This window comes from Streptomyces sp. Ncost-T10-10d, assembly GCF_900091955.1.
Lineage (GTDB): Bacteria > Actinomycetota > Actinomycetes > Streptomycetales > Streptomycetaceae > Streptomyces.
Genome location: NZ_FMDF01000101.1, coordinates 62642 through 88931 on the forward strand (window position 1 = coordinate 62642; position 26290 = coordinate 88931).

The 26290-nt window shown below is 69.0% G+C and carries 15 protein-coding genes and 2 pseudogenes; 5 read left to right on the forward strand and 12 right to left on the reverse strand.

Annotated elements, in window-relative coordinates:
- Nucleotides 1–30: 30 nt before the first annotated feature.
- The 3 genes and pseudogenes from GA0115254_RS16015 to GA0115254_RS46100 form a co-directional block, all read right to left on the reverse strand.
- Complete coding sequence (locus GA0115254_RS16015; protein WP_093895958.1) at nucleotides 31–6180, reverse strand: DNRLRE domain-containing protein; 6150 nt, start codon at nucleotides 6178–6180, stop codon at nucleotides 31–33.
- Between the two features lie 458 nt (nucleotides 6181–6638).
- Nucleotides 6639–6818 (reverse strand): annotated as a pseudogene (locus GA0115254_RS46095) (DNA mismatch repair protein MutT); the annotation flags it as partial.
- Nucleotides 6819–7166: 348 nt separating this feature from the next.
- Nucleotides 7167–7328, reverse strand: a pseudogene (locus GA0115254_RS46100) (SAM-dependent methyltransferase); the annotation flags it as partial.
- Between GA0115254_RS46100 and GA0115254_RS16030 the strand changes: the two are divergent.
- Nucleotides 7272–7694, forward strand: coding sequence for a hypothetical protein (locus GA0115254_RS16030; protein ID WP_256102612.1), 423 nt, complete (start codon nucleotides 7272–7274; stop codon nucleotides 7692–7694). The pseudogene GA0115254_RS46100 and the gene GA0115254_RS16030 sit on opposite strands and share 57 nt — an antisense overlap.
- Before the next feature lie 16 nt (nucleotides 7695–7710).
- Here the strand turns inward: GA0115254_RS16030 and GA0115254_RS16035 are convergent, their stop codons facing one another.
- Entirely contained in the window at nucleotides 7711–8226 is a 516-nt protein-coding gene (locus tag GA0115254_RS16035; RefSeq protein WP_093895959.1) for a DinB family protein, read from the reverse strand.
- 232 nt (nucleotides 8227–8458) lie between these two features.
- Here GA0115254_RS16035 and GA0115254_RS16040 point away from each other — a divergent pair, with 232 nt between their 5' ends.
- Nucleotides 8459–9691 carry an MFS transporter gene (locus GA0115254_RS16040; protein WP_093895960.1) on the forward strand — a complete coding sequence of 411 codons (1233 nt, stop codon included), beginning with the start codon at nucleotides 8459–8461 and terminating at the stop codon, nucleotides 9689–9691.
- Here GA0115254_RS16040 and GA0115254_RS16045 read toward each other — a convergent pair.
- The 7 genes from GA0115254_RS16045 to GA0115254_RS16075 form a co-directional block, all read right to left on the reverse strand.
- Nucleotides 9678–10406: a DUF4097 family beta strand repeat-containing protein gene (locus tag GA0115254_RS16045; RefSeq protein ID WP_093895961.1), complete on the reverse strand. Its 729-nt coding sequence runs from the start codon at nucleotides 10404–10406 to the stop codon at nucleotides 9678–9680. The genes GA0115254_RS16040 and GA0115254_RS16045 overlap by 14 nt on opposite strands.
- A 251-nt stretch (nucleotides 10407–10657) precedes the next feature.
- Nucleotides 10658–14416, reverse strand: a complete 3759-nt coding sequence (locus GA0115254_RS16050) for a S8 family serine peptidase (RefSeq protein WP_093895962.1) — start codon at nucleotides 14414–14416, stop codon at nucleotides 10658–10660.
- A 105-nt stretch (nucleotides 14417–14521) separates the two neighbouring features.
- Nucleotides 14522–15673, reverse strand: coding sequence for an XdhC family protein (locus GA0115254_RS16055; RefSeq protein ID WP_093895963.1), 1152 nt, complete (start codon nucleotides 15671–15673; stop codon nucleotides 14522–14524).
- Between the two features lie 56 nt (nucleotides 15674–15729).
- Nucleotides 15730–17181, reverse strand: coding sequence for an NCS2 family permease (locus GA0115254_RS16060; RefSeq protein ID WP_093895964.1), 1452 nt, complete (start codon nucleotides 17179–17181; stop codon nucleotides 15730–15732).
- A gap of 329 nt (nucleotides 17182–17510) precedes the next feature.
- Complete coding sequence (gene pucD / locus GA0115254_RS16065) at nucleotides 17511–19895, reverse strand: xanthine dehydrogenase subunit D (protein ID WP_093895965.1); 2385 nt, start codon at nucleotides 19893–19895, stop codon at nucleotides 17511–17513.
- A gap of 2 nt (nucleotides 19896–19897) precedes the next feature.
- Complete coding sequence (locus tag GA0115254_RS16070; RefSeq protein ID WP_093895966.1) at nucleotides 19898–20491, reverse strand: (2Fe-2S)-binding protein; 594 nt, start codon at nucleotides 20489–20491, stop codon at nucleotides 19898–19900.
- A gap of 2 nt (nucleotides 20492–20493) precedes the next feature.
- On the reverse strand, nucleotides 20494–21384 hold the full coding sequence (locus tag GA0115254_RS16075) for an FAD binding domain-containing protein (protein ID WP_093895967.1): 891 nt from the start codon (nucleotides 21382–21384) through the stop codon (nucleotides 20494–20496).
- A 258-nt stretch (nucleotides 21385–21642) separates the two neighbouring features.
- Between GA0115254_RS16075 and GA0115254_RS16080 the strand changes: the two genes are divergently transcribed.
- Nucleotides 21643–23403: a PucR family transcriptional regulator gene (locus GA0115254_RS16080; protein WP_093895968.1), complete on the forward strand. Its 1761-nt coding sequence runs from the start codon at nucleotides 21643–21645 to the stop codon at nucleotides 23401–23403.
- A 163-nt stretch (nucleotides 23404–23566) separates the two neighbouring features.
- Nucleotides 23567–24352: a hypothetical protein gene (locus GA0115254_RS16085; protein ID WP_093895969.1), complete on the forward strand. Its 786-nt coding sequence runs from the start codon at nucleotides 23567–23569 to the stop codon at nucleotides 24350–24352.
- A gap of 22 nt (nucleotides 24353–24374) precedes the next feature.
- Here the strand turns inward: GA0115254_RS16085 and GA0115254_RS16090 are convergent, their stop codons facing one another.
- Nucleotides 24375–25151 carry a GntR family transcriptional regulator gene (locus GA0115254_RS16090; RefSeq protein WP_093895970.1) on the reverse strand — a complete coding sequence of 259 codons (777 nt, stop codon included), beginning with the start codon at nucleotides 25149–25151 and terminating at the stop codon, nucleotides 24375–24377.
- A gap of 145 nt (nucleotides 25152–25296) precedes the next feature.
- Here GA0115254_RS16090 and GA0115254_RS16095 point away from each other — a divergent pair, with 145 nt between their 5' ends.
- The gene (locus tag GA0115254_RS16095; RefSeq protein ID WP_093895971.1) at nucleotides 25297–26145 is read left to right on the forward strand and encodes a (2Fe-2S)-binding protein; all 849 of its coding nucleotides are present in this window, start codon (nucleotides 25297–25299) and stop codon (nucleotides 26143–26145) included.
- Nucleotides 26146–26290: the final 145 nt, after the last annotated feature.

Genomic DNA, 26290 nt, shown 5'->3' on the forward strand with positions numbered 1-26290 from the left:
CGGGAACTTCACATCATGCTTCGTGTCGGGTCACGGCCCGCATCCACACCAGCTGCCGTATGTCCCACGCCATACATAGCTGTAGAACATGGCACCGCCGGTCCAACGGTTCATGCGGCGCATCCAGTCAGGAGGGTTACGTGTGTGGATCACCCTGGGCGTGAAGTCGGCATCCCACCACTGTCTGAAACTGCTCTTGGTGCAGTCGCCAACAATCCGGCAGTGCTTGGTGCGGCAGCCTCGTGGTGCCTGACTGGAAGCGTCTTTCTTCGCCGCTTTGGCTGCCGCGTCCTTGGTCTTGCCCGAACCCGCGCCCCAGACATATCCGGTGCATTTGGGGTCACTGCCGACCAGAGCGCACTTGGCCTTGCACGCCCATTTCTGGCCGTCGAGGTCGTACTGGCTGATCGGGTCACCGGGGTAGCCGTAGAGGTTCGCACCACCCCCGACGATCGGGTCGACCGAAAGGAAGCGTCCGGTGTCCGGGTTGTAGACCCGAACCCCCATCAGCGTGAGACCGGTGAGGGTCTCACCTGAACGCTGCTTCCCGCCCAGCCAGCCGTAGCGGGTGTCCTGCTGGCCGGGCCTCGGGCTGCCGTTCTCGTCACTGTCGAGCGCGAGCGGAGCCGCGCTGCTGTCCAGCGGGAGCAAGAGGGCAACGTCCCCATGGATGTTCGTAAGCTGGAGGACGCGGTCGCCGGTCTTGCTGGTAGTCGCGGTCAGTTCGCCGCTAGCCGTGGAGACATTACGAGTCACTGCTCCGGTGGAGGTGTCCTCGACGATCCAGCGAGGGCTGTCGGACTCGCTGCAGTAGTGGTTCAGCTTGGTCTGCACCGTGGTCCACGAGCTGCCGCTGCCGGTCTCCACCGTCCAGGACCGGAAGCGCTGTGCCGCGTCTAGGGCCCAGGTCTGACGTTCGCCGTTCGCGGTCTGCTGGTAGACGAGGTCGTTGACGTAGAAGCTGAACGTGCCGTCACCGGGGACCGCAGTGGATCGCCCGAACGCGTCGTACGTGTAGCCGGTGTCGACGAGCCTGTCCGCGCTGTCGTACGTGTAATTGGTGGTGGTGCCTCCGCTGGTGGGGCAGTCGGCGCCCGGCGAGCCGGTCGCGGTGGTCAGGGACTTGCGGTTGGTGCGGGCGTCGAAGGTGTACGCACGGCGGGTGCAGATCGTCTCGGAAGTGTCCTCGACAGTGGTGAGACGTCCCGCTGCATCGTATCGGTAGGTTTGGTCGGACCAGCCGGCATGCCGGGACACCTGGTCGTGAGCCGTTGTGGCCACCGTGTCCGAGTAGACGATGGTGCCGTCGCTGTCCCGGGTGTAGGTGCGATTGACAGTCGCACCCGTCGTGTCGTCGGTCACCTTGAGGGTGTAGCCGCCGGGCATCTTCTCGCTGCTGACCGAGCCGTCCGCGTCGTACGTTGCCTGGAAGGCACCGGCGACCGAGTCTGTCGTGGTCGTGGCCAGGCCCCGGGGTTCAGCTGAGTGATCGTATGTGTAGGTCACGGTTGACGGGACGGAGTCACTCACCTTGACCGGGCGGTTGAGGATGTCGTACTCGGTCGTGGTCTTGCCGTTGTCGGCGTCTGTGTAGGAGACCAGACGGCCGAGTTTGTCGTACTGCTTGGTGATGGTCCCGGCAGTGGGCGACACGGTCTTGACCGCGCGGCCGCTGGCGGTGTCGTACTCGGTGGTGCTCTCCGGCAGAGCTTGTCCTGTGCCGCCGCTCGTCTTCACCGTGGTGACCCGGCCGGCCCCATCGTAGGACGTGGTGGTGGTCCGGGTCACGCCGTTCGCGGTGTCAGTGACCTTGGCCGGGTTTCCCCACCAGTCGTATTCCGTCGTGCTTGCCGGCAGCTGAGTGGGGTTGGACCCACCGCCAGTGATCGCACCCCCTGGGCTGGTGGTGCACACCTGGTCGGCCCACTCGGGGCGTCCCTGGCACGTTCCGGTTCCGGTTGCCGCCCAGTAGGTGATCCCCTGGGTCGTGGCGTCGGTCCCGGCGGCGCCGGGCTGAATCTTCTTGGTGACGCGACCTTGTGCGTCGTATTCCGTCGTGGTGGTCAGGGCCAGTCCGGCTGGGTCCTGGATGGACTTCACGGGAAGACCCTTGGCCCAGTCGTACGTGGTCTCCGTGATCCGTGCCTCCCCGTGGACGCCGGGGTGCTCGCGCACCTCCAGACCCGAGGAGACCTTGGTGACCTGGTCTTTGACCTTGGCTGTGCCATCCGTGGGGCGCCCCTCGTCGTACGTGGTCAGTGTCCAGGAGCGCCCGGTCACCGAAGTCCCGGAGGGAACAAGGGTGGTCGTCCCGGACTTGAGGTCGGAAGTGAGATCCACCCTGTGCAGGGGCCCGAACTCTTCCAGTTCACGGGTCCCGGTGCCGTTGTACATCCACCGGTCGGAGAGCAATTCGGCGCGCTCGGCACTGGTCAGCTGACCGATGCCCAACTCGGCCTGCTGCTCCCGGTCGGCCGCAGTCACTCCGAGGGCGATTGCCCGGTTGGCGGCGGAGAGCTGGCGGACGGTGTTGCCGTGCTGGTCGTGCTCGGTGGTCGTGGTGTGCCCCCCCGGCACGACAAAGTTGACCTCGCGCCCGGAGGCGCCCAGATAGTGGATGCTGGCGCGCCGATAGTCAGTGGCATTAAGTCCGCCACCGGCATGGGAGGCAGGCTTCACATCGGCGAGGAAGATCGCGGTTGCGTCGGTCGGCGTATCGGTCTGCCCCCATGCCCTGACATTCGAGGAGCCCATCGCATAGGGGGCTGCCGTGCCGGTCAGCGGCACATCGTACACGAGGCTGGTTACGACCTCGCCGTCCACCACGTCGAGGGTGCCTTGCTGCAGGGCGGGCCGGGAGACGGTGAGGAGCATCCCATCGGCAGCCGCCGAGCTGCCACCCGCTTTGCCGTAGGTGAAGTTCCACGGCAGATCGCCAGGCTGCGTGAGCCGGATGACCCGACCAGAGCTGTCGTAGGTGTAACTCGTCTTCGGAGCGGGACTGATCTGCGGGTTCCAAGCCTCCCGCAGCCTGCCGAGGTCGTCGTAGGCATAGGTCTGGGCGACCTTGGAGGTGGCGTTCGACGCGCCAGGCTCCGTTGCCCAGAGCCGGATCTCCTTCACCTGCCCGCTGTAGTCGCCGAACGCGCTGCTGGTGGCAGTGGTGTTCGTCGCGTAGACGAACTCAAGGACACGGCACCCCTTCGTGGCCGGATCCGACGAACAGGACGTCGAGGCGACACCGGAATTCGGAGCGATGACCCGCTTGGGGCGGGCGAGCGTCTTGCCGCCCGAAGTGACGGTCTCGGACACGACGGTCGTGCTGTTTCCGGTGAGGCCGAGAGGCTCGGTCTTCGACACCTGCCATGTTGTGGCGCTCGCCTCGGGCTTGGTGAAGGTGGTTTTGATCCCCTCGGTGTCGGCCAGCGTGAAGCTGCCGCTCACACTGCCCGTCAGCGTGAGGGACTCCGAACCCGGTTCGGGGATCCAGCCGTCCTTCGCGGCGTTGGCGGTGAAGTGGATGCTGTCACCGTCGGCCGAGACCACGTCTACGGCCGTGTCGGACACCTTGCGCAGGTAGGTGGAGTTCGACTCCGTGAGCTGCGCGACCGTGCCAGACACCCATTCCTTGCCGAAGATGGCAGCCTGGCCCTCTTCCTCGGCGCCCTTGTTGGGTGTCCTGGATGAGGCAGTGCGTGAAACGGAGAGGGCGAACGCGGAAACGTCCGTCTCGGAAATGGTGTAGTCACCGGTGAGGAGGTTGACCAAACCTGGGCCGAGCCGCTCTGTGGCGGCCCCCTCGGCGTTGCGGTCGACAACCACGGTCAGTGGCTCGGTGCTGCCCGAGGCGCTGTTCGGTCCCGCGAAGTCGGCCTTGAGCTGTACCGTGCCGTCCGGGTCGACGGTGTCGGTCGTGTTCCAGACCAGGGCTGAGTTCTTGCCGTTGGTGAGGGCGACCGGCCACGCAGTGAGCCCGTTGCCACCCGAAGTGACGTCTCCGGCCGGGATTTTGACCCAGGCGTCGGCCTCGGAGCGGCGCCAGGAGAACGAGACGCTGTCGTACTTCGTCGCGTCGGCCTCGGCGACCAGGGACAGGCGGCGCGCGGTGCGCTCGCCGTCGGAGGGCTGCACGAAGCCGCCCGGCCCGGCGTGGAAGGTGTACTCGATCGCCTCGGACTTGTTGTCCGCCTTGTCGACCGCGCGCACCTGCAGGGTGTGGGTGCCGTTCTGCGGTGGGGTTATGGAGATGGCCTTGTCGGCGCTGGAGCCGCTGGTGGCGACCTTGGTCCAGGTGACGCCGTCCAGGGACCACTGCAACCAGTTGTGGTCGGAGGCGGGCGGGGTGACGGTGAAGGTGCCGGCCTGGCCCGCGCCCTTGACCCAGGCGGTCGACGGATAGTCCGTGGACACGATCTTCGATGGGGCGGAGGGGGCGCTGGTGTCGACGGTGAAGGTCTTCCACGCCGACCAGCCGGCGTTGTAGTGCGTGCCGTCGTACGGTGACGTGCGGAACTTGTACGTCTTGCCGTTGGCCAGAACGCCGGACGGGACGGTCACCGAGGCAACCTGCCCGGAGGGTACGTACTTCGACACGATGACATCGCCGACCTGGGTGTTGGTGGCGTTGTCGTAGATCTGGAAGGTGCCGTTGACCTTGTCACCGTCGGCGTCGACGAAGGTGTCCCGCAGCGTCGGCGTAGTGGTGTTCACCGTGTAGGCGCCGCTGTAGGAGAAGTACGGCGGGCCGGCCTCCTGCTTGGTGCCGGTGCGCGGCCTGTAGTTGTAATTGACCACCAGCTTCGGCGGGTTGGAGGCCGCGTTGGCGGAGTTCACGCGCTTCCACTGCGCCACGACCGACTCGTCCGAGGCGCGAAGGCCCATGTGACCGCGGGTGGCTTTGGCCGACGCCCACTCCTGCACCAGCGTCGTCACGTCCGCGTTGATCCAGCCGTCTGGCTGGGTGGAGCAGCCGGCGTTGCCGCGGGTCTCGGTTGAGGTGGCCTTCTTCGCCGTCATCGTCGGACGGTTCGTCCAGCGGCTGGAGGTGGACGCCGCTCCGGAGGCCCACACTTCCCACGGGTAGAGCTTGCAGTCCGTGTTGCCCGAGTGGAAGTTCCACAGGGACAGCTTCGCGTCCACCACGAGTGCGTCCTGGATCGGCGACGTGTTCCAGGAGATGAACGACTGCGCGGTGCGCGGAGTACCGTCGGCGTTCTTCGTGCCCGGGTTGCCGAAGTCGAGTTCGGTGTCGTTGGACCAGTCGACCGTCTCGCCCTGCTGCACGTAGGTGTCGAACACGTTGGACAGCGACGAGGTGGAGGGGTCGACGGTGACCGGGTACTGAGTCTCCGGGTCGGCGAGGAAGTCGGCGTCCGGGATGATCACCAGGTCGACGGACGAGCCCTTCTGTACCACCTTCAGGCCGACCCTGGCCTTGCGGGTGTGCTCGCCGGACCGCTTGTCGACGGTGGCGTCCCACATCACCGGGGCGGGCATCACGGCCCGTTTCTTGTTCTTCTTGTCGGTGAACAGCACGCTGCCGTCGGCCAGTTGCTTCGCCTTCAGGCCCTTGGCCTTCAGCGGCAGCGTGTAGGAGTAGCCACCCGAGGCGGGGCGTTCCTTGATCTCGACGTACTGCTCGAAGCCAGTGCGTGTGGCCTCGACGACCACGTCCGCACCGGGCACGGCGTTGATGTACTCCGCCCGCGTCCCGTCGAGCTTCGGCTTCGGCAGCCCGCCCTTCCACTGCAGGGTGATCTGCTGGTCGCCCTCGCCGAGCGTCACCAGGTCGGTGGCCTTCGCCTCGCGAGCGGCCTTCAACGACTTCGCTGGCGTACCTGTCTTGCCCGCGAGCCGCAGCCCCTCCGGGTGCGCGACCGGCTCCACACCTGAGCCGGATTCACGCAGTTTCACATCGACGTCGACCCACTTGCCGTCCCGCTTGAAACGGACCGGCCCGGCCGCGAACTCGGTGGTAAGGCTGCCGTCCTTGTTCACCCACGTCATCGACGTCTCGGTGCGCTCCGAGAGCGCTTCAACCCGCTTGCCGGACAGCCTTGCCGCGACACGGGCGGAAGGAATGTCAGCTGCCTGGGTTGCTGTCGCTTTCTTCGGCACGTCCGCGACTGCAGGCGGTGCTGTTGCAACGGAACTTGTGGCGTCGAGCAGGGTGATGGCCATGGCCAAGGCGACTCCGCCCGCTGTCCAGCGAACGTTCCCCCCGAGCCAAGGCCGCCCGCGCAGTCGTGGCGCGGGTCTGTGAACCGTCATGATTCTTCGACCTCTCGCATTTCCATTGGCATCACCCACGTGATGCCAATGTGAAGGTATGCGTCAGGTAAAGATCGGAAACGGTGACGAGATCATAGAAGCTGGACAGGGAGCGGCTTGTCGCTTTGGTGATCTGTGTCACTCTGGCGGGGCAACTGGTATGGCAAAACTGAGAGTTCGCTCTGGCGGTGCTGGAATTTTGGCCACTGATGGCTGGAAAGTTCAGGTAGAGCGCGCTTCCGAACTGGGTCTGGGTGTAGGCGGATACGAGCAGTGCTCCATCGGTATGGCCTCGCATGTAGGGAACGCCGCGAGTACGAGTTGTGATGGGCCCGCCCTGGCAACCGGCCGGGCCACAGTTGGCGCCTCTATTGCCAGCCGTCGAGGGAGACCTCCCTGCCTCCCGCGAGGTACTGGTGGAGGGCGCTGAAGGTGGTGTCCACGTGGTTCTCGGGGATGTCGTCGGTGTCGACCCACCGGACCTGGGCGTGCTTGCGCGGTTCGCCGATCCATTCGTGGGCTGAGAAGACGACGGCCGACGGCCCCCAGTTGGTGGAGGGCTGTGGCGCGCCCCCGGGACACAGGCGCTCCGAAGACAGTACCCGGCGACCCGGGCTCCCCGGACCAACGCGTGCGAGCCCCTGGTACGAGCCAGCCGCTCCATCGGCCGATCGGCCGCCCCCTGGAAGCGGCCTACAGGACCTCTCCATACCTCATAGAGTCAACCGATGAGAGAGCCCAAGGCTCCTGTCATCCCGGTTGACCGACTGCTCCACTCGATGTGATGTCGACCATACTCCTGAGGGTGGAAAGGAACACGATGAGTCGCCGCAACGCGACAGGCGCTTGGAACTCCGCCACCGTGTAAAGCGACACGACCTGCGGGGGACACGGTCTCTGCGGAAACAACCGATCCCGGAGCCGACGTCCAGGGCGCTGTCGCACCTGCCGGGGAGCCGGCGCAGGATCCACGGGTGGTAGTGGGTGTTGTGGTCCCAGGGGTGGGCGGCGTTGAAGCGATCGAGGACCTGGAAGACTCGGTGCAGCAGGTTCTTCATGCCCTGATTCCAGCAGACCGGTATGCCGACCGGTTGGTGGCCGCGTTCTTCTTCAGCAGCGACATCACCGCCGAGGCACGGCCGATCGCCATCGACGGAAGCCGGCACCTCATCGAGCGCGGCGACCGCCGCGAAGCCGTCTGCTGGATCACCGCGACGTTCGCCCGATGTCGCACCGTCCTGGCCGCGGACGCCCCCGACCAGCACCTCGCCCGCCTCCCGGCGTTCCAGGAGGCCGTCGCCGACCTCGGCGTCACCTCCACCGGTGACCTTCTGCACCGTGCCGAGGAGGTCACCGGCTTCCTCCCGCGGCTGAGGCAGACCGCCGGGGAAGACCTGGCGGCCCATGCCGACATCATCGGATGAGGGGGCGGCAACCGGGTCAGTAGTAGCCTGTCTCGCCGTCCAGGATCTCCCTGATGGCGTCCAGATGGCCCGCGTGCCGGGCGGTCTCCTCGATCATGTGGAACATGATCCAGCGCACGCTCGCGGCCGAGGCGCCGAAGTCCGGGTGCCGGCCCACGTCGTCGAGCGACTTCGCCGCAACGATCTCGTTCGACACCGCGATCTGCCGGTCGTAGTTGTCGAGGAGCTCGGCGAGCGGCACACCTTCGACCATCATGTCGGCATCCTCGGGCCCGTCGAACTGGGGCCCCACGGCGGGGCGGCCCAGCAGGACGACCTCGTACCAGAGGTGCTCGACCCATCGAAGGTGTGATACGACACCCGCCACCGTCATATGGGGCGAGGACGGCAGGACGGACCGATGGGCGTCGGTCTCGGAAAGCCCTTCGCACTTCCAGCGGGCGACCGCCCGCTGCATGTCGAGCCAGCCGACGAGCTGAGTCCGCTCGTCCGCGTCGTAGGGAGGGCGATTACGGGAAGGGGAGGGCGACATGAGCGCCGAGGCTACTCGATGCGCTGTCACATCTCACAGCAATTTTCGGCCGCTGTGGCCCTGCAGCGACCCTCCACAACACACTTCCCCCCCTGATAAGTTGGCCGGCGTGTTCCTCTCCCGTGCGTAGAGCCCCGTACTGACCGCACCCCGTCCCACCGGGTGCGGCACTTCGGTGTCCCCGCATGCCCGCAGCGCCGCCTGCCGCGCTGCCCTCACGAGGAACGTCCTCATGCTCTCGCCTTCACCCGCGCCCTCGCGCACCCCTTCGTATGCCACCGTCCTGCGTACTCCTCACGCTTCCCGCACCTTCGGTGCCGCTCTGTTGGGGCGGCTCTCGTACGGGATGGTCTCCCTCTCCCTGATGCTGGCGGTGAAGGACGCCACCGGCTCGTACTCCGTCGCGGGCGCCGTCATGGCTCTGTTCGGGGCGACCAGTGTCTTCCTCTCCCCCGCCCGTGCCGCGCTGATCGACCGGTACGGGCCGCGGCGGGCACTGCCACCGATGGCCGGTGCCTACGCCGCACTGCTCGCCGCCCTGGCCTACGTCACCTGGCGGCCGGGGGCTTCCCCGCTCCTGCTGGGGGTGCTTGCCGTGACGGCAGGTGCCTGCACCCCGCCGTTGGGACCGGTGATGCGGACCCTGTGGAGCAGTCTCGTTCCCGACCGTGAGCTGTTGCAGCGCGCGTACAGCCTGGACGGTGTCGCCGAGGAACTGCTTTTCGTCACCGGGCCGTTGCTCGTGGGTCTGGTCATGAGGTTCACCGTCCCCGCGGCAGGTGTCGCGATCAGTGCCGCGCTCGTGCTGGTGGGCGCGCCGGCACTGGTGTCCTCGCCCGCGGTGCGCCGTATCGGCGCGCCACCGTCGGCAAAGAAGGCCGCTGCCTCACAGGACACGCCCCGCAGGCAGCGGTTGCTCGGCATCGCCGGATTGCGGCACGCCGCGATCGTGGCAGCCGCCGTGGGGCTGTGTCTGGGGGCGCTGGATCTGCTGGTGGTGGCGTTCACCGAGCAGCATCACCGGGGCGCGTCGGTGGCGTGGGTGCTGGCCGCCCTCTCCGCCGGAAGTGCGGTCGGTGGGCTCGCCTACGGTGCCGTCTCATGGCGTGCGTCGAACCGGGTGCGGCTGCCGGTGCCGGCCGCCGGTCTCGGTGTGGCAATGGTCGTGGCCGGGATGTCGCCCGATGTGTATGTGCTGGTCGCGGTGGTCACGGCCGCCGGGGTCTTCGTCGCCCCGGCCCTGACCACCGCGTATCTCGTCGCGGACGAGTCCGTGGGCGCGGACAGCCGCACACAGGCGGGTGCATGGGTGAACACCGCGGTCAATGCCGGGTCCTCGGCGGGCACCGCGGCAGTGGGCCTGCTGGTGGACCGTCTGCCGCCGGCCGTCTGTTTCGCGGTCGCGGCGGTGCCTGCGCTGCTGTGTGCGGCTGCGGTGGCACGCGGCGCGATCAGCCGTTCCTGACCGTGATGGAACCGTTGGCGGTGGCCAGATCGATCTTGTGGTCGCCCGCCGGGTCATTGGGGATGCCGATGTCCTTGTGACCGTGGTGGGTGCTGGCGGCGACCACGTACCGACCCGCCGGCGCAGTGACGACGATGGCCCCGTTGGATGTCCTGGCCCGGACATCCTGCGGGTTCACCGGGGTCAGTTCGATCCGGCCGTTGGAGGTCTTGGCCCGGACGGGACCGGCCAGCCCGCGCCCCTCGATCCGGCCGTTGGAGGTGTGCACATCGGCCGGGCCGGTCACTCCGTCCAACTCGATCCGTCCGGAGTGTGTGGTGACGTTCACCGGCCCCACTCGGGCCAGGACCACGGATCCGGACGAGGTCCGGCCGGAGACCGGGAGGCCCTCGGGCACCTCGACGGCGTAGGACACCGAGCACTGGCTGCCGCAGCCGCTCAGCACCAGGACGCCGTTCTCGACCCGGTGCGACGCGCCTTCGGGCTTGTCCCCCCGATAGCGGACCGAGCGGTGCAGGGACACGTCGGCGGTTTTCGCCACGCCCCGCAGATTCACCCGGCCGGAGCCGAGATCCAGCCTGACGGAGGTGATCTTCTGCGGCACATGGGCGTCGTCCTCGAAGGTGTTCCAGTCGATGAGACCGCATGCGCCGAGCCCGATCAGACCGCTTCCCGCCATCGTTGCCGCCATGAAGGCTCTGAGCCGGTGACGCATGAATATCCCCCTGGATCCCGATCAGTCTGGTCTCCGGCCCGCTCGGGGCCGGTGCTCAGCGCAGGCTATCCAGGCGTGTCCGGGGGCGACCATGGGGCAGACCCCCGGCTCGGACGGGGGAAACCCCGCCGTTCCACGCCATGGTGATGGCACGTCACTTTCATTTCCGGGAGCCGCACCGGTCGGCAGAAGAGGCGGCCGTACACCCCACTGAAGGGTGTACGGCCGCCTCAAGTGCGAACCTCAGAAGGTCACTTCAGGCCGAAAGCCCGGATGATCTCCTGATCGATGCCGAGCCCGTCCCCGGCCTCGGAGTGCGCCTTGATCGAGACGAAGCCGCCGGCCTTCTTGGGCGTCTTGAACCGGGCGGTCCAGTTGCCCTCGGAGGTCTTGCGCAGCTCCACCGCGTCCCAGGTCTTGCCGTCGTCGTAGCTGACCGACAGCGACGCCTTCTTCGCCTTCACGGCACCGTCCATCCACTCCTGTGTTCCGGAGGTGAGACCGATCTCGGTCCACTGGCCGGCCTCGACGTCACCGGCGAGGTCGGTGTGGACCTTGTAGTCCAGCTGCAGCAGCGGAAGGTCGGCCCGGTACGGGCCGTTCTCGTCCATGGCGCCCGAGACGAAGTTCCACTCGGTGTGTGTGCGGGTGGAGGTCTTCCACACGTCACCGTCCCGGGTGGAGTCGAGGACGAAGCGGTACGGCAGCTTCTCCGGCGACAGGCCTCCGAAGTAGCCGGCCCGGCCCGCGACCTTCTTGATCAGGGTGTCGCCCTGGTAGACGGCGGTGGTGGTCGTGTCGTACTCGTCCTCCGGCATGGAGCCCGAGTGGCCCGCGCCCGAGTCCGTCCACGCGGTCAGGTTGAACTGCATGTCGTTGTAGACGGTACGGAACGGACCCCAGTAGCCGGTGCCCAGACGCGGGCGGGCGATCGGCGCGAACCACTCGGCGGGGTAGGTGCGGCCCGCCTTGTAGTCCAGGTTGCCGCTGCGTACCTCCTGCGCGAAGTCCGTCTCGGTGGCGTTGAAGATCGAGTGGTCCTCGTACCAGAAGGAAGCGCCGGGAAGCGGGTTGACCCACTCGGTACGGGTGCCGGGGAACTTCTCGTACTCCCTGAAGCCGAGGCCGGGCCCGTAGTCCGGGATGTCATAGCGGTAGCCCCCGCCGAGCACGCCCTTGTGGCCGTAGAAGGTGTTCTCCACCTTCGCCAGTTGACCGGCCGACGGGGCGAACTCCAGTGAGCGGTCGGGGACGACGCCGTCGTGCCGGTCGACCAGGTCGTACATGTAGCGCGCGAACCGACGTTGATCGATCGTCAGCTTGGCACCTCGCTGGACGGACTTGATCAGGTCCTCGCCCGCCAGGCGCTGGACCGAGGCGACCGGGATGGTGCTCTTGGTCCCGTAGGGGGTGTAGCTCTCCATCAGGACGCCGTCGCCGTCGTTGACGACGAACAGTGCCCCGGCGCCGGCGGCCACCGCATTGGCGAGCCGGTCGGCGGGAGCGACCGTGTCACTGCTGCGGATGACGACGGCCTTGCCCTTGACGTCCAGGCCCTCGTAGTCGGCCACGGCACCGTTGCCCGCGAAGACGCCGGTCAGCTTCTTCTCGCCGTCCTCGGCGATGGCCGCACCGCCCTGCGGGAAGACCGGCACGTCACGGCCCTCGGCGGATACGTCCAGCTGCTTCTCGCCCTGCCGCCAGCGGGTCAGGAAGGAGAAGCTGCCCTGTGTGACCTTCTTGGTGGGGCTGGCCCACAGCTGGTCGTAGGTCAACGGGATCTGGTACGCGTCGCGCTGGACCGTGCCGTCCGGTGCGGTACGTGCCATGTCATAGCGCAGCTGTCGGGTCTCGGTCTCCTTCGGCGTCCGCACGCTGACCTTGCGGGCCTTGGACGCGTCGAGGGTGACCGTGGTCGCCTTGTCGAGGATCGTCTCGGGAGCCGCGAGGAAGGCCACGGCCTTCGAGTCTGTGCGGTCACCGGCGATGTCGACGGAACTCCAGGCGGTGTAGTTGCCCGGCGGCAGTCGCAGCGTGCTCTCGCCCGACACCTGGACGATGCCCAGGTTCGGGTCGCCGAGCTCGCCGATGACGACCAGGCCGTCCATCGGCTTGCCGTCGCGGTCGCGGAGCCTGAGCGTCAGGTCGTACAGCTCCCGTTCCTTGTTCAGGGCGAAGCCGGTGTGCGCGACGACGGTACCCGCCGCGTCCTTGGCGATGACCTGGCCCGAGAACTGGGTGCCGCTCGCGACCTTCGACGGGTCCAGCGAGAGCACGGCCTCGGCGGTGGAACCGGCCGGGACGCTCAGCTGCTTCGTCGACAGGGTGTAGGCGTCGGTGTCCGTGTCCGTGGCGAGGTCGAGCGTGACGTCCTTCGTACCGGTGTTGCGGTACGTGATGGTCCGCTGGGCGACCGGGTCGGACGCGGAGTGCGGCCAGTCGTAGGAGGCGACGGCGACGGAGCCGGTGGCCTCGATGGTGGTGTCGACCGCGGCCTTCACATCGAGCCGACCGGTGCCCTGCTCGTACGGGGTGTACGCGTCGAGCTTCTTCGACGAGCTCATCAGCGCGTCCTTGATCCGCTGGCCGGACCAGTCGGGGTGACGCTGCTTCAGGATGGCTGCGGCGCCCGCGACATGCGGGGTCGCCATCGATGTACCGGACATCGTCCGGTACATCCCGTTGACACCCGGGACCGCCTGGGAGGCGGCAGCGTTGATGTCCACACCCGGTGCGGACAGGTCGGGCTTCAGGCCGTAGGACCTGACGAGCGGGCCCATCGAGGAGAAGTCCGCGCGGTTGTCCTGCTTGTCGACGGCGGCGACGGTGAGCGCCTTCTCCGCCGAACCGGGCGAGCCGATGGTGCCCGCGCCGTACGCGTTGCCCGCGGCGATCACGAACAGCGGCCCGCCGTCGGCGGAGAGTGCGTCCACGGCCTGGGACATCGGGTCGGAGCCGTCGTCCGGGATACTGGAGCCGAGACTCATGGAGACGACATCGGCGCCTTCGGCCTTGGCCCACTCCATGGCTTCGATGATCCCGGAGTCCGCGCCGGAGCCCTCGTTACTGAGCACCTTGCCGATGATCAGGTCGGCGCCCGGGGCGACGCCCTTGTTGACGCCCTCCGAGGCGGCGCCGGAGCCCGCTATCGTGGAAGCGACGTGCGTGCCGTGGCCGTGCTTGTCGAGGACCTCCTCGCCCGGCACGAAGCTCTTGGTTTCGAGAATGCGGTCCTTGACGTCCGGGTGGGTCGCGTCGATTCCGGTGTCCAGGACAGCGACCTTGGAGCCCTTGCCGTCGTAGCCCTCGGCCCACGCCTGGGGGGCGTTGACCTGTGGCACGGAGTCCTTGAGCGCTGCCTCCGCCCGGCCGTCGAGCCAGAGCTTGGCGATGCCGTTGTCCAGTGAACGGGCGGTGGAGGTACGGGCAATGTCGTTCCAGAAGGCCCTGGTGGTGTCCTTCTCGGCCTTCAGCGCGGCGCCGTGGATGCTCTCCAGGGTGCGAGTCTTCTTCGCACCACGAGGGGCGGCGGGCAGTGAACGGCTCCGGCTCGCCGAGTAGGTGGCGATCAGCGGAATGCCGTCCGACTTCCTGTCGTCGTACCCCATCTTGGCCAGAGCCGAGACATTGAACAGCCGGCGGTCCAGCTTGCCCGCTGCGAGAAGGGAGTTGGCCTCGTCGGGCAGGACGTACAGATCGTCACCGGCCTGTTGGACATGCACGCCGCCGACCGCTCCGTCGGGGCGGTCCACGGTGACGGTGTCCTGCTTGCCGACGCCGTCCGAGTAGTGCACGACATCACCCGTGAGCAGGGTGATGTCGTACTCCTTGACGGGGTCGGCGGCCTGGCGGTCGACGGGCCTGGACTGGCCTGCGGCGGCGGAAGCGGAGCCCGCTGCGGACAACAGTGCGCCGCTCACCAGCGCGACCGAAGTCGCTATGAGCAGAGCCCTGCGTCCCGCACGAGCGGATCTCGCCCGGCCGGAAGCGGAGGAGGGTGTGAATGTCATGCAGCAGATCTAAAGGCAAAATCGAAGCTACGGTTGAGTTCACACCTGGCGTGAAGCCGCCGTGGCGGCAACCCGCCCTCGGGCCATGATGGTTCAGGGGATGGTTCAGGCCACGGATGTGATCAGTCCGGTCGGCGGCCGGCCGCCCTCGTGGTGGATCGGGGTGTGCGCGCCCTTGAGCGGTACGCCGCTGCCGCCGCGCCGGTCGGCGACGATTTCGGCGGCGATCGACAGTGCGGTCTCCTCAGGGGTACGGGCGCCGAGGTCGAGGCCGATCGGCGAGTGCAGCCTGGCCAGTTCCAGCTCCGTGACGCCGACGTCACGCAGCCGGTCGCTGCGCTCCAGATGGGTACGGCGCGAGCCCATCGCTCCGATGTACGCCACCGGCAGCCTCAACGCCAGCTCCAGCAGCGGAACATCGAACTTGGCGTCGTGGGTGAGGACACACAGGACGGTGCGCGCGTCGACGTCGGTCGTCGCGAGATAGCGGTGCGGCCAGTCGACGACCAGCTCGTCGGCCTGCGGGAAGCGGGCCTTCGTGGCGAAGACGGGGCGAGCGTCGCACAATGTGACGTGGTACCCGAGGAACTTTCCCGCCCGGACCAGTGCCGAGGCGAAGTCGATGGCCCCGAAGACGATCATCCGGGGCGGCGGGACGCTCGATTCGACGAGCAGGGTGAGCGGTTGTCCGCAGCGCGAGCCCTCGGCGCCGATGGTGACGGAGCCGGTGCGGCCGGCGTCCAGCATCGCGCGGGCGTCGGCCGCAGCGGTGCGGTCCAGCTCCGGGTGTCCGCCGAGGCCGCCCTCGTACGAGCCGTCGGGGTGGACGAGGAGGGGGCGGCCGATGAGTTCCGCGGGCCCGCCGGTGATCCTGGCGACCGCTGCCGCCCGACCCCGAGCGGCGGCGGCGAGCGCGGCGGCGAACACCGCCCGTGCGGGGTCGTCCGCACGGACCGGTGTCACCAGGATGTCGATGACGCCGCCGCAGGTCAGTCCGACCGCGAAAGCGTCCTCGTCGCTGTAGCCGAACTGTTCGCGCACGGTGATTCCGTCGTCCAGCGCCTGCCCGCACAGTTCGTACACCGCTCCCTCCACACACCCGCCGGAGACCGATCCGATCGCCGTGCCGTCGCGGTCGACGGCGAGGGCGGCTCCCGGCTGCCGGGGCGCGCTGCCGCCGACCGCCACAACAGTGGCCACGGCGAAGTCGCGCCCCTGCTCGACCCACCGGCTGAGCTCTTCGGCGATGTCCAGCATGGCGTTCTCCTTCTACGGGTGTGCGGAGGGGCGGAGGAGCCTTGTGCGGGCCGGTCCTACTTGGCGCCGATCCAGCTCTCGATCGGGCTGAGCGCGAAGTACACGACGAACACGCCGGTCAGCACCCACATGAAGGCACCGACCTCACGGAACTTGCCCTGCGCCGCCTTGATCGCGGCGAAGGAGATCACTCCGGCGCCGACTCCGGCGGTGATGGAGTACGTGAACGGCATCAGGGCCACGGTCAGGAAGACCGGCACTGCGACGGAGCGGTCGCCCCAGTCGACATGGCGGGCGTTCTGCATCATCATCGCGCCGATGACGACCAGCGCGGCGGCGGCGATCGGCCCCGGCACGATCTGGGCGAGCGGGGTGAAGAACAGTCCGGCGGCGAAGAGCACACCGGTGACGACGGAGGACAGACCCGTGCGGGCCCCCTCGCCGACGCCGGTCGCCGACTCGATGAAGACGGTCTGGCCGGAGGCTCCGGAGACACCGCCGATCGCGCCGCCCGCGCCGTCGATGAACAGCGCCTTGGACAGGCCCGGCATCCGGCCCTTGCTGTCGGCGAGCCCGGCCTCCGTACCGACGCCGATGATGGTCGCCATCGCGTCGAAGAAGCCGGCCAGTACCAGAGTGAAGACGATCATGCCGACGGTCATGACGCCGATGTCGCCCCAGCCGCCGAACTCGACATGACCGAAGAGTCCGAAGTCCGGCATCGAGACGGCGCTGCCCTGCAGTTCGGGTGCGCTGCCGCCCCATGCCTCGGGGCTGATGTCACCGACGGCGTTGACGACGACGGCGAGGATCGTGCCGACCACGATCCCGATCAGGATCGCGCCGGGCACATTACGGGCCTGGAGCATGAAGATGAGCAGCAGGGTGACGCAGAAGAGCAGTACGGGCCAGCCGGAGAGCTGCCCGCCCACGCCGAGCGTGACCGGGGCGCCCTTACCGACGAAGCCGGCGTTGACCAGGCCGATCAGCGCGATGAACAGGCCGATGCCGATGGTGATGCCGTGCTTCAGCGCCAGAGGTATCGCGTTCATGATGATCTCGCGCAGCCCGGTGACCACCAGCAGCACGATCACCGCGCCGTACATCACACACATGCCCATGGCCTGCGGCCAGGTCATGTGGGGTGCCACCTGGGTGGCGAGCACGCCGGAGACGGAGAGCCCCGCGGCGAGAGCGAGCGGCACCTTGCCGATGAAACCCATCAGCAGGGTGGAGACGGCTGCGGCGAGCGCGGTCGCCGTGATCAGCCCGGCGTGGCTGAGGCGGTGGCCCGCCGCGTCCGGGCCGGACAACAGGAGCGGGTTGAGCAGAAGGATGTAACACATCGCCATGAAGGTGGTGATGCCGCCGCGCACTTCTCGTGCGACGGTGGAGCCACGGTCGGAGATGTGGAAGTACCGGTCGAGCCAGGATCTTCCGGCGGGGATGCGCGAGCCCGGGCCCGCATCCTCCGCACTGGTCCTGGGCTCCACTGACTGCTGGGTCATGATGCCTGACTCCCAAGGTTCACAGGGGCACCCGCGATGAAGAATCGATATGCGGGATTTGGGATGACTGCGCTGGCGGCACGACCCGGGGGACGGCCCGAGACGAACTGTTCATGCAGAGTGGAATCTGACGTGTGACGTGTTGCATGCGGTGTCACCCGCACTGCTGGCACTGCGGTACTGCGGAGTACTGCCCTTTCCTCGGTGCATGGTGGAATCAATGGCCGTGAGCGGGACGGCACTTGGGTACTCCGGGCGGCGCGGGCGACGGAAGTGTGACGTTCCTGGGAGGCACGCACCGCCCGGAGAGCTCAGGAGGGAGCGGTGGCTCAGGTGCCGGTGATGTGCTCGGGGCGTACCGGCGTCCTGTTGAGCTCCAGGCCCGTCGCGTTCCGGATCGCCGCGAGAACGGCCGGGGTCGACGAGAGGGTGGGGGCCTCACCGATGCCACGGAGCCCGTACGGGGCGTGGTCGTCGGCGAGTTCGAGGACATCGACCGGGATCGTCGGGGTGTCGAGGATGGTGGGGATCAGATAGTCCGTGAAGGACGGGTTGCGCACCTTCGCGGTCTTCGGGTCGACGATGATCTCCTCCATGACGGCGACGCCCAGGCCCTGGGTGGTACCGCCCTGGATCTGTCCCTCGACGGACAGCGGATTGAGGGCCTTGCCGACGTCCTGGGCGCAGGCCAGTTCGATGACCTTGACCAGGCCGAGTTCGGTGTCGACCTCGACGACCGCGCGGTGGGCGGCGAAGGAGTACTGGACATGGCCGTTGCCCTGTCCGGTACGGAGGTCGAACGCCTCGGTGGGCCGGTGACGCCACTCCAGCTCGATGTCGACCGCCTCGTCCTCCAGCACGTCGACCAGATCGGCCAGCACCTCGCCGCCGTCGGTGACGACCTTGCCGCCTTCCAGGAGCAGTTCGGCGGTGGCCCAGGCGGGGTGATACGTGCCGAACTTGCGGCGGCCCATCTCCAGGACCTTCTCGCGGACTGCCTCGCAGGAGTGCTTCACCGCGCCGCCGGTGACATACGTCTGCCGGGAGGCGGAGGTGGAGCCGGCCGAGCCGACCTGGGTGTCGGCCGGGTGGATGGTGACCTGGGCGACGCCGAGTTCGGTACGGGCGATCTGGGCGTGGACGGTGACACCGCCCTGCCCGACCTCGGCCATCGCGGTGTGCACGGTCACGACAGGTTCGCCGCCGATGACCTCCATGCGCACCCGGGCGGTGGAGTAGTCGTCGAAGCCCTCGGAGAAGCCGACGTTCTTGAGACCGACCGCGTAGCCGACGCCGCGTACGACGCCTTCGCCGTGGGTGGTGTTGGACAGTCCGCCGGGCAGGGCCCGTACATCGGCCTGCTCGCCGGCCACCTCCCACTGGCGCTCGGGCGGCAGCGGCCTGGCCTTGACCCGGCGCAGCAGCTCGGCGACCGGGGCGGGCGAGTCGACGACCTGTCCGGTCGGCAGGAGAGTGCCCTGCTCCATGGCGTTGAGCTGCCTGAACTCGACCGGATCCATGGAGAGTTCGGCGGCGAGCTTGTCCATCTGGGCCTCGTAGGCGAAGCATGCCTGGACCGCGCCGAAGCCGCGCATGGCGCCGCACGGCGGATTGTTGGTGTAGAGCGCGATGGCCTCGATGTCGACGTCGTCGATGACGTAAGGGCCGACGCTGAGCGAGGAGGCGTTGCCGACGACGGCCGGGGAAGCGGAGGCATAAGCTCCACCGTCCAGTACGATGCGACATCTCATATGGGTCAGCTTGCCGTCGCGGGTGGCGCCGTGCTCGTACCAGAGCTTGGCGGGGTGACGGTGCACATGCCCGAAGAAGGACTCGAACCGGTTGTAGACGATCTTGACCGGCTTGCCGGTGCGCAGGGCGAGCAGGCAGGCGTGGATCTGCATCGACAGGTCCTCGCGGCCGCCGAAGGCGCCGCCGACGCCGGAGAGCGTCATGCGGACCTTGTCCTCGGGCAGGCCGAGTACGGGGGCGATCTGGCGCAGGTCGGAGTGCAGCCACTGGGTGGCGACGTACAGGTCGACGCCGCCGTCCTCGGCGGGCACGGCCAGACCGGACTCGGGGCCGAGGAAGGCCTGGTCCTGCATGCCGAAGACGTACTCCCCGCTCACGATGACATCGGCGCGGGCCGCCGCCGCGTCCGCGTCGCCGCGGACGATGGGCTGGCGGTGGACGATGTTCGGGTGGGGGACGTGCCCGGCGTGGTGGTCGTTGCGTCCCTCGTGGACGAGGACGGCGTCGGGGGCGGTGGCGGACGCCTCGTCGGTGATGACAGGCAGCTCGCGGTAGTCGATCTTGATCTTCGCGGCGGCACGGCGGGCCGTCTCAGGGTGGTCGGCGGCGACGAGCGCCACCGGTTCACCGTGGTGACGGACCTTGCCGTGGGCGAGGACCGGGGTGTCCTGGATCTCGAGCCCGTAGTTCTTCACGGAGGTCGGCAGGTCGTCGTAGGTGAGTACGGCGTAGACGCCGGACGTGGCGAGCGCTTCCGAGGTGTCGATGGAGACGATCTCGGCGTGCGCGACCGTGGAGCGCAGCGTGTGGCCCCAGAGCATGTCCTCGTGCCACATGTCGGAGGAGTACGCGAACTCGCCGGTGACCTTCAGGATGCCGTCGGGGCGCAGCGTGGACTCACCGATGCCGCCCTTGGTGCGGGTGCCCTGGTTGATGCTGGTGGGGTTGCCGGTAACGCCCATCGTCAGACCGTTTCTTCCGCGCGGGCGGCCGCGAGACGGACCGCGTCGAGGATCTTCTCGTAGCCGGTGCAGCGGCAGAGGTTGCCGGAGAGCGCCTCGCGGATGTCCGCGTCGGACGGCTGCGCGTTGCGCTCCAGCAGCTCGTCGGCGGCGACCAGCAGACCGGGGGTGCAGAAACCGCACTGGACGGCGCCCGCGTCGATGAACGCCTGCTGGATCGGGGAGAGTTCACCGGTGTCCCGGGTATCCTCGCCGGCCGGCTTGGCCTCCCACTGCCGGGCCTTGTCGAGTGCGGTGCCACAGGCGCCGGAAGCACAGCCGCTGCCGGGGTGTGCCTGGGAGCGGTGGGCGGCGAAGTCCGCGAGACCTTCTACGGTGACGACCTCGCGGCCCTCCACCTGGCCCGCGGCGACCAGACAGGAGCAGACCAAGACACCGTCCAGACGGACTGTGCACGAACCGCACTCGCCCTGCTCGCAGGCGTTCTTCGAACCGGGCAGGCCCATCCGCTCACGCAGCACATAGAGGAGGGACTCGCCCTCCCAGACGTCGTCCGCCTCGTGCCTGCGGCCGTTGACCGTGAAATTGACGCGCATGATCAGGCAGCTCCTTCGGTGCTGCGGCCGTTGCCGCGGTACGACTCCCAGGTCCAGCCGAGGGTCCGGCGGGCCATGATCCCGACGGCGTGCCTGCGATAGCTCGCGGTGCCGCGTACATCGTCGATCGGGTTGCAGGCACCGGCGGCGAGCGCGGCGAACTGCTTGGCGATGGACGGGGTGATGATCGTGCGGCTGTCCCAGAATCCGCCCTCTTCGAGTGCGGCGTTCAGGAATTCCTCGGCCTCCTTCGCCCGTACGGGTGTGGGGGCGGCCGAGCCGATGCCGGTGCGGACCGTGCGGGTCTCGGGGTGCAGGGCCAGGCCGAAGGCACAGACCGCGATGACCATCGCGTTGCGGGTGCCGACCTTGGAGTACTGCTGCGGTCCGTCGGCCTTCTTGATGTGCACGGCCCGGATCAGCTCGTCCGGTTCCAGAGCGTTGCGCTTGACGCCGGTGTAGAAGGCGTCGATCGGGATCATCCTGGTCCCGCGTACGGATTCGGCCTCGACCTCGGCGCCCGCGGCCAGCAGCGCCGGGTGCGCGTCCCCGGCGGGCGACGCGGTGCCCAGGTTGCCGCCGACGCCGCCGCGGTTGCGGATCTGCGGCGAGGCGACGGTGTGCGAGGCGATTGCCAGTCCGGGCAGCTCGGCGCGCAGATGCTCCATGATGTGGCTGTAGGGGACACAGGCACCGAGCCGTACGTTCTCCTGGCCCACGTCCCATTCGGACAGCTCTCCGATGCGGTTCAGGTCCAGGAGGTACTCGGGCCGCCGGTGGTCGAAGTTGATCTCGACCATCACATCGGTGCCACCCGCAATGGGCACAGCCGTCGGGTGCTCGGCCTTGGCGGCGAGCGCCTCCTCCCAGCTGGCGGGGCGAAGGAAGTCCATGAGTGGCTCTCTTCTTCTCAATCGGTCGTTCGCTGGGGCTGGGGACGGCCGGCCCTCGACTGGTCGTTCATGTGTTGTTAACGCGGTGTGGGGCCAAGTACACAAGCCGTGCTCCACCCGGTGCAGTCACCGAAACCATGAAGGAGTTGGCTGGTCGATCTCCTCGTCTTGTAGATTCGAACGAATGGCGGGGGTCAGTAACCTCACCGCAATACCCAGTTTTCACCCGCACCAACGAAAGAGATCGGCGGCGACGAGATGCGGCTGCGCGCACTGCTGGAGACCGACGCGCTGGGCCTGCGGCTGCTCGGCGGCGAGGACGAGCTGGACCGGTCCGTCCGCGGCGTGATGACCACCGACCTGCGGGATCCCAGCCGCTATCTGTCGGGCGGCGAGCTGGTCCTGACGGGCCTGGCCTGGCGCCGGGACGCGACGGACTCGGAACCGTTCGTACGGATCCTGGCGGGCGCCGGGGTCGCCGGGCTCGCGGCGGGCGAGGCGGAGCTCGGCGAGATCCCGGGCGATCTGATCGAGGCGTGCGAGCGGCATCACCTGCCGCTCTTCGCCGTCCATGAGACCGTCGCGTTCGCAACGATCACCGAGTACGTGGTGCGCCAGGTCTCCGGGGAGCGTGCGGGCGATCTGGCCGCGGTCGTGGACCGGCACCGCAGGCTCATGACCTCGGGCCCGGCGGGCGGTGGGCCCGAGGTGGTCCTCGATCTGCTCGGATCCGACCTCGACCTGCACGCCTGGGTGCTCTCCCCCACCGGCCGGCAGATCGCGGGCGCCGGTGACGCACCGCTGGCCGGACCGGTCGGCGCGGCGCTCGCCGGCCACCATCTGGCCGCCACCCGCACCGGCCGCCGGGCCCCGCACCGGGCCACGGTCGGCGGCACCACGTATTCGCTCTTCCCGATCCGGAATGCCGGGCGGGGCCCGGTCCCCGCCTCCCGCGATGTGCGCGAGTCGGTGCTCTCCGACTGGCTGCTCGCGGTCGAGGCGGACGCGAGCGACTGGCCGCCCGCCCGGCTGGATCTGCTCCAGGGCGTCACCCAGCTGATCGCGGTCGAACGGGACCGGCGCGACGCGGCCCGTACGGTACGCCGCAGGCTTGCCCAGGAAGTCCTCGAACTGGTCCAGACGGGCGCCCCGCCGGCCGAGATCGCCGCCAGGCTGCGGGTCGCCGCCCCGGTGCTGCTCCCGGGTCTGGGGAGCGCACCGCACTGGCAGGTCGTGGTGGCGCGGGTCGAATGGGGTGTCGCAGAGGGCTCCGCCGCGACGGGCGCCCCGGCCGGCAGCTCCGGCTCCGCCGTCGCGGGCGGCCCGGTCGCCCAGGCGCTGCTGGAGGAGATCCTGGTCGACCCCGCGGTCACCGGCCCCGACTCCGCGGACCGGATCGCGGTCGCCCACACGGGCGACGAGGCCGTCGCCCTCGTACCCCTGCCCGCCGTCACCGCGCCCGCACCGGCCCACGACTCCGGCCCGGACCTGGCGCCCGCCGAGGCCTCCACCGACGAGGATTCCGCGCTGCACGCCGATGTGCTGCTCGCCGCCGTCCGCGAACCGCTCTCCGCCGGCCTCGCCGACGACGGCCGGCTGACACTGGGTGTCAGCGCGGCCGTGCACTCCCCCGAGGGCCTGCGCGGCGCCCTGGAGGAGGCCCGGCACGCCCGCCGGGTGGCGGCGGCCCGCCCCGGCAGGGTCTGCGCGGCCGGGCACCACGAGCTGGCCTCGCACGTACTGCTGCTGCCGTTCGTCCCCGACGATGTGCGCCGCGCGTTCACCGCACGGCTGCTCGACCCGCTGCGCGACTACGACCGGCGCCATCGCGCGGAGCTGATCCCGACGCTGGAGGCGTTCCTGGACTGCGACGGTTCCTGGACGCGCTGCGCGTCCCGGCTCCATCTGCACGTCAACACGTTGCGCTACCGGGTCGGGCGAATCGAGCAGTTGACGGGGCGTGACCTTTCGCGCCTGGAGGACAAGCTCGATTTCTTCCTCGCCCTGCGTATGAGCTGACTTCCGGGCCCCGCCGCGGCTCTCGGCGGGTCCGGGCGTTTGTGAAATCTTTCACCTGACATTGACCCGACCCCTTGGCCCGGCGTGCCATTCCGTGCTGAGATGCGGCCAGACTCAACAGCTCGATGGCGCGCTCGGGGAGGGCAATGTGGCGCATACCGCCATGTCTGGTTCCGGAACGACAGCAGATGACGATCCGCCGCTCCAGACAGCGGTATGGCGGCTGCGGTCACGCGCCTGCTGGACGGACGCCGCCGCGCTGCTGGAACACGACGCCGCCACCGATCCGGCAGCGGCACTCCAGCGCACCGCCCTGCTGACCGAGCGTTGCCTGTACACCGGGCAGGGCTGGACCGACGCCGAGGACGCCCTGCGCACCGCCGAGGCGCTGGCCCACGACGACGCCGAACGCGGCGCGGCTGCCTGTGAACGTGGCCATCTGGCCTACGCGTCGACGCTTCTCGGCGTACGGGACCGGGCCGACGAGGCCAGCGTCGCCCTGAGCCGGGCCGCCGCCCTGCTCTCCCCGTCGGCTCCGGGACGTCCGCTGCTGGACTTCCGCCGGGGCCTGATCGCGCAGAACATCGCCGACTCGCCGGAGGCCGCGCGTGCCGCGTACCGCAGAGCCCACGCCGGCGCCACCGCCCAGGGCGACGCGTTGCTGCTCTCCTCGACCTGGCGCCATCTCGCTCTGCTCGCCCTGCGCGAGGGCGAACTGGCGGAGGCGCGGCACGGTTTCGCCGAGTCCCTGCGGATAAGGGAGGAGCTGGGCTATCTGATCGGTACGGCTCCGGCCCTCATCGCGCTGGCGGACTCCGAGCCGGAACCGGAGGCGGCGACCCGGCTGCGCGCCGAGGCGGGCCGGCTCTTCCGGCTGCTCGGGGGCGTTCCGACCTGGCTGGCTCCGCACCTGGACCCGCCGCCCCCGGAGACGGCCGAGGCGAACTGAGCCCCGGAGGGCCCGTGTGACGTCAGGTCTCGGCGCCGGTGAAGTGTTCGCGTACGAGCGACTGCACCACGGTCAGGTCCTGGGCGATGAGCGCATCGAGCAGGGCGGTGTGCTCGGCGGCGTCGGCGAGCAGGTCGGCGCGGCGGGTGGCGGGGGTGTTTCCCAGAGGCCACTGGGAGCGGCGGTGCAGGTCGTCGGCGACCATCACCAACTGCTCGTTGCCGCAGAGCGCGAGGACCGCGCCGTGGAAGGCCCGGTCGGTCTCGGCGTAACTCGCCCGGTCGCCCACGGCGGCCGCCGCAACCGTGGCTTCGGCCAGCGGGCGCAGGGCGCACCAGCGGGCCGGCGGGACGGTGCGGGCCAGCCGCAGCATGACGGGGACCTCGATCAGGGCCCGCACCTCGGCCAGCTCGGCCAGCTCGCGCGGGCCCCGCTGGGACACCCGGAACCCGCGGTTCGGTACGACCTCGACGGCGCCCTCGATGGCCAGCTGCTGCATCGCCTCGCGCACCGGGGTCGCTGAGACCCCGAAGCGGGCGCCGAGAGCCGGAGCGGAGTAGACCTGCCCCGGAACCAGCTGACCGTCGACCAGCGCGGCGCGCAGGGCGTCGAGGATCTGGCCGCGTACGGAGTGCCGCTGCACCGCCGGCCGCGGGACGGGCGGCTCGCTGTGGATGTGCTCGCCACGGACCTGCTCGCCACGTGCCTGCTCGGGCACGCGCACGGACGCCGGGGTCGTCGCGGACGCGACGGACGCATACGGCGGCCGCGCCTGCTCACGCGCTCTGCCCTGCTCCACTCGGACCTCCTCGGCCTGCCGTGGGCGCGGCTCGCGTGCGCCTTGCCCCTGTGCACGATAGGCGGCGCAGGCCGCAGTTCAAACATCGATCCATTCGGGTAAGGTAAGGCTTACCTGCAAACGATCGCGATTCGGTGGGCCCTGCATGACACTCGCCACTCCGCTTCCCGGCACCACCGCGTCCGCCGTGACGGGCGCGTACGCACGTCTGGCCGAGGTCTTCCCCGGGCTCCGTGCAGAGGTGCTGGAGGACGGCAAGGCCGCCCCTCGAGGTGCCGGCTGGGTGGGCGCGGACGAGTTGGCGGCGGGGGGTGCCTCGCTCGACGCCTTCCTCGCCTGGGACCACGCGCAGGTGCTGCGGGACTACGGCCAGCAGCCCCGGCCCGATGTGGTCGCCAGCTTCGGGCTGCACCGGTACGCCTGGCCCGCCTGCCTGCTGGTGACGGTGCCGTGGTTCCTGCACCGACGGGTGCCCCGGATCCCCGTCAAGGATGTGGCGTTCCAGCGGGCTCTGGGCCATCTGACCGTCCGTGTACGGGAATTCGCCTGCCTTCCGGAGGATCCGGCGGCCGGACTGCCGGGCGCCCGGGTGGTCCCGGACGAGGTGGCGCTGCGGGCCGAAGTGCTCGCCGCTGTCGCCGACCACATCGGTCCGGTGCTGGAGGGCTTCGGGCCGCGGATGCGGCGCGGCAGGCGGGCGTTGTGGGGCATGGCGACGGACGAGGTCGTCGAGGGCCTCTGGTACATCGCCCACCTGCTCGGCGAGGAGCGGCGCGCGATGACCGAGCTGGAGGCGCTCCTGCCGGGCACCACGAAGCCGTACGTGGGCTCGGCGGGCTTCCGTGAACTGACCGGGCCGAACGGCGAGTCGCTGCCCACCCGCGACCGGGCGAGCTGCTGTCTCTTCTACACGCTGCGCCCCGAGGACACCTGTGTCACCTGCCCGCGCACCTGTGACGCCGAGCGTGTACGGAAACTGACGCCCACTCATTGATCGACACCGCTCGTACGAGTAGTACTATTCGAACGCAGATCACTGGCCGTGTACGGACATTCGATCAGATTCCGGCTATCCGTATGCCCTGCCAACCCAATGGCGTTCTCTTGCCCCGAAACCCCCTGAGTGTGACGGGGTTTCG

What these genes read in the sequence shown, in the direction of transcription:
- GA0115254_RS16015 (WP_093895958.1), bottom strand. Translation starts at nt 6,180, where the DNA reads ATGGCCATCACCCTGCTCGACGCCACAAGTTCCGTTGCAACAGCACCG.
- GA0115254_RS16035 (WP_093895959.1), bottom strand. Translation starts at nt 8,226, where the DNA reads ATGTCGCCCTCCCCTTCCCGTAATCGCCCTCCCTACGACGCGGACGAG.
- GA0115254_RS16040 (WP_093895960.1), top strand. Translation starts at nt 8,459, where the DNA reads ATGCTCTCGCCTTCACCCGCGCCCTCGCGCACCCCTTCGTATGCCACC.
- GA0115254_RS16045 (WP_093895961.1), bottom strand. Translation starts at nt 10,406, where the DNA reads ATGCGTCACCGGCTCAGAGCCTTCATGGCGGCAACGATGGCGGGAAGC.
- GA0115254_RS16050 (WP_093895962.1), bottom strand. Translation starts at nt 14,416, where the DNA reads ATGACATTCACACCCTCCTCCGCTTCCGGCCGGGCGAGATCCGCTCGT.
- GA0115254_RS16055 (WP_093895963.1), bottom strand. Translation starts at nt 15,673, where the DNA reads ATGCTGGACATCGCCGAAGAGCTCAGCCGGTGGGTCGAGCAGGGGCGC.
- GA0115254_RS16060 (WP_093895964.1), bottom strand. Translation starts at nt 17,181, where the DNA reads ATGACCCAGCAGTCAGTGGAGCCCAGGACCAGTGCGGAGGATGCGGGC.
- pucD (WP_093895965.1), bottom strand. Translation starts at nt 19,895, where the DNA reads ATGGGCGTTACCGGCAACCCCACCAGCATCAACCAGGGCACCCGCACC.
- GA0115254_RS16070 (WP_093895966.1), bottom strand. Translation starts at nt 20,491, where the DNA reads ATGCGCGTCAATTTCACGGTCAACGGCCGCAGGCACGAGGCGGACGAC.
- GA0115254_RS16075 (WP_093895967.1), bottom strand. Translation starts at nt 21,384, where the DNA reads ATGGACTTCCTTCGCCCCGCCAGCTGGGAGGAGGCGCTCGCCGCCAAG.
- GA0115254_RS16080 (WP_093895968.1), top strand. Translation starts at nt 21,643, where the DNA reads ATGCGGCTGCGCGCACTGCTGGAGACCGACGCGCTGGGCCTGCGGCTG.
- GA0115254_RS16085 (WP_093895969.1), top strand. Translation starts at nt 23,567, where the DNA reads ATGTCTGGTTCCGGAACGACAGCAGATGACGATCCGCCGCTCCAGACA.
- GA0115254_RS16095 (WP_093895971.1), top strand. Translation starts at nt 25,297, where the DNA reads ATGACACTCGCCACTCCGCTTCCCGGCACCACCGCGTCCGCCGTGACG.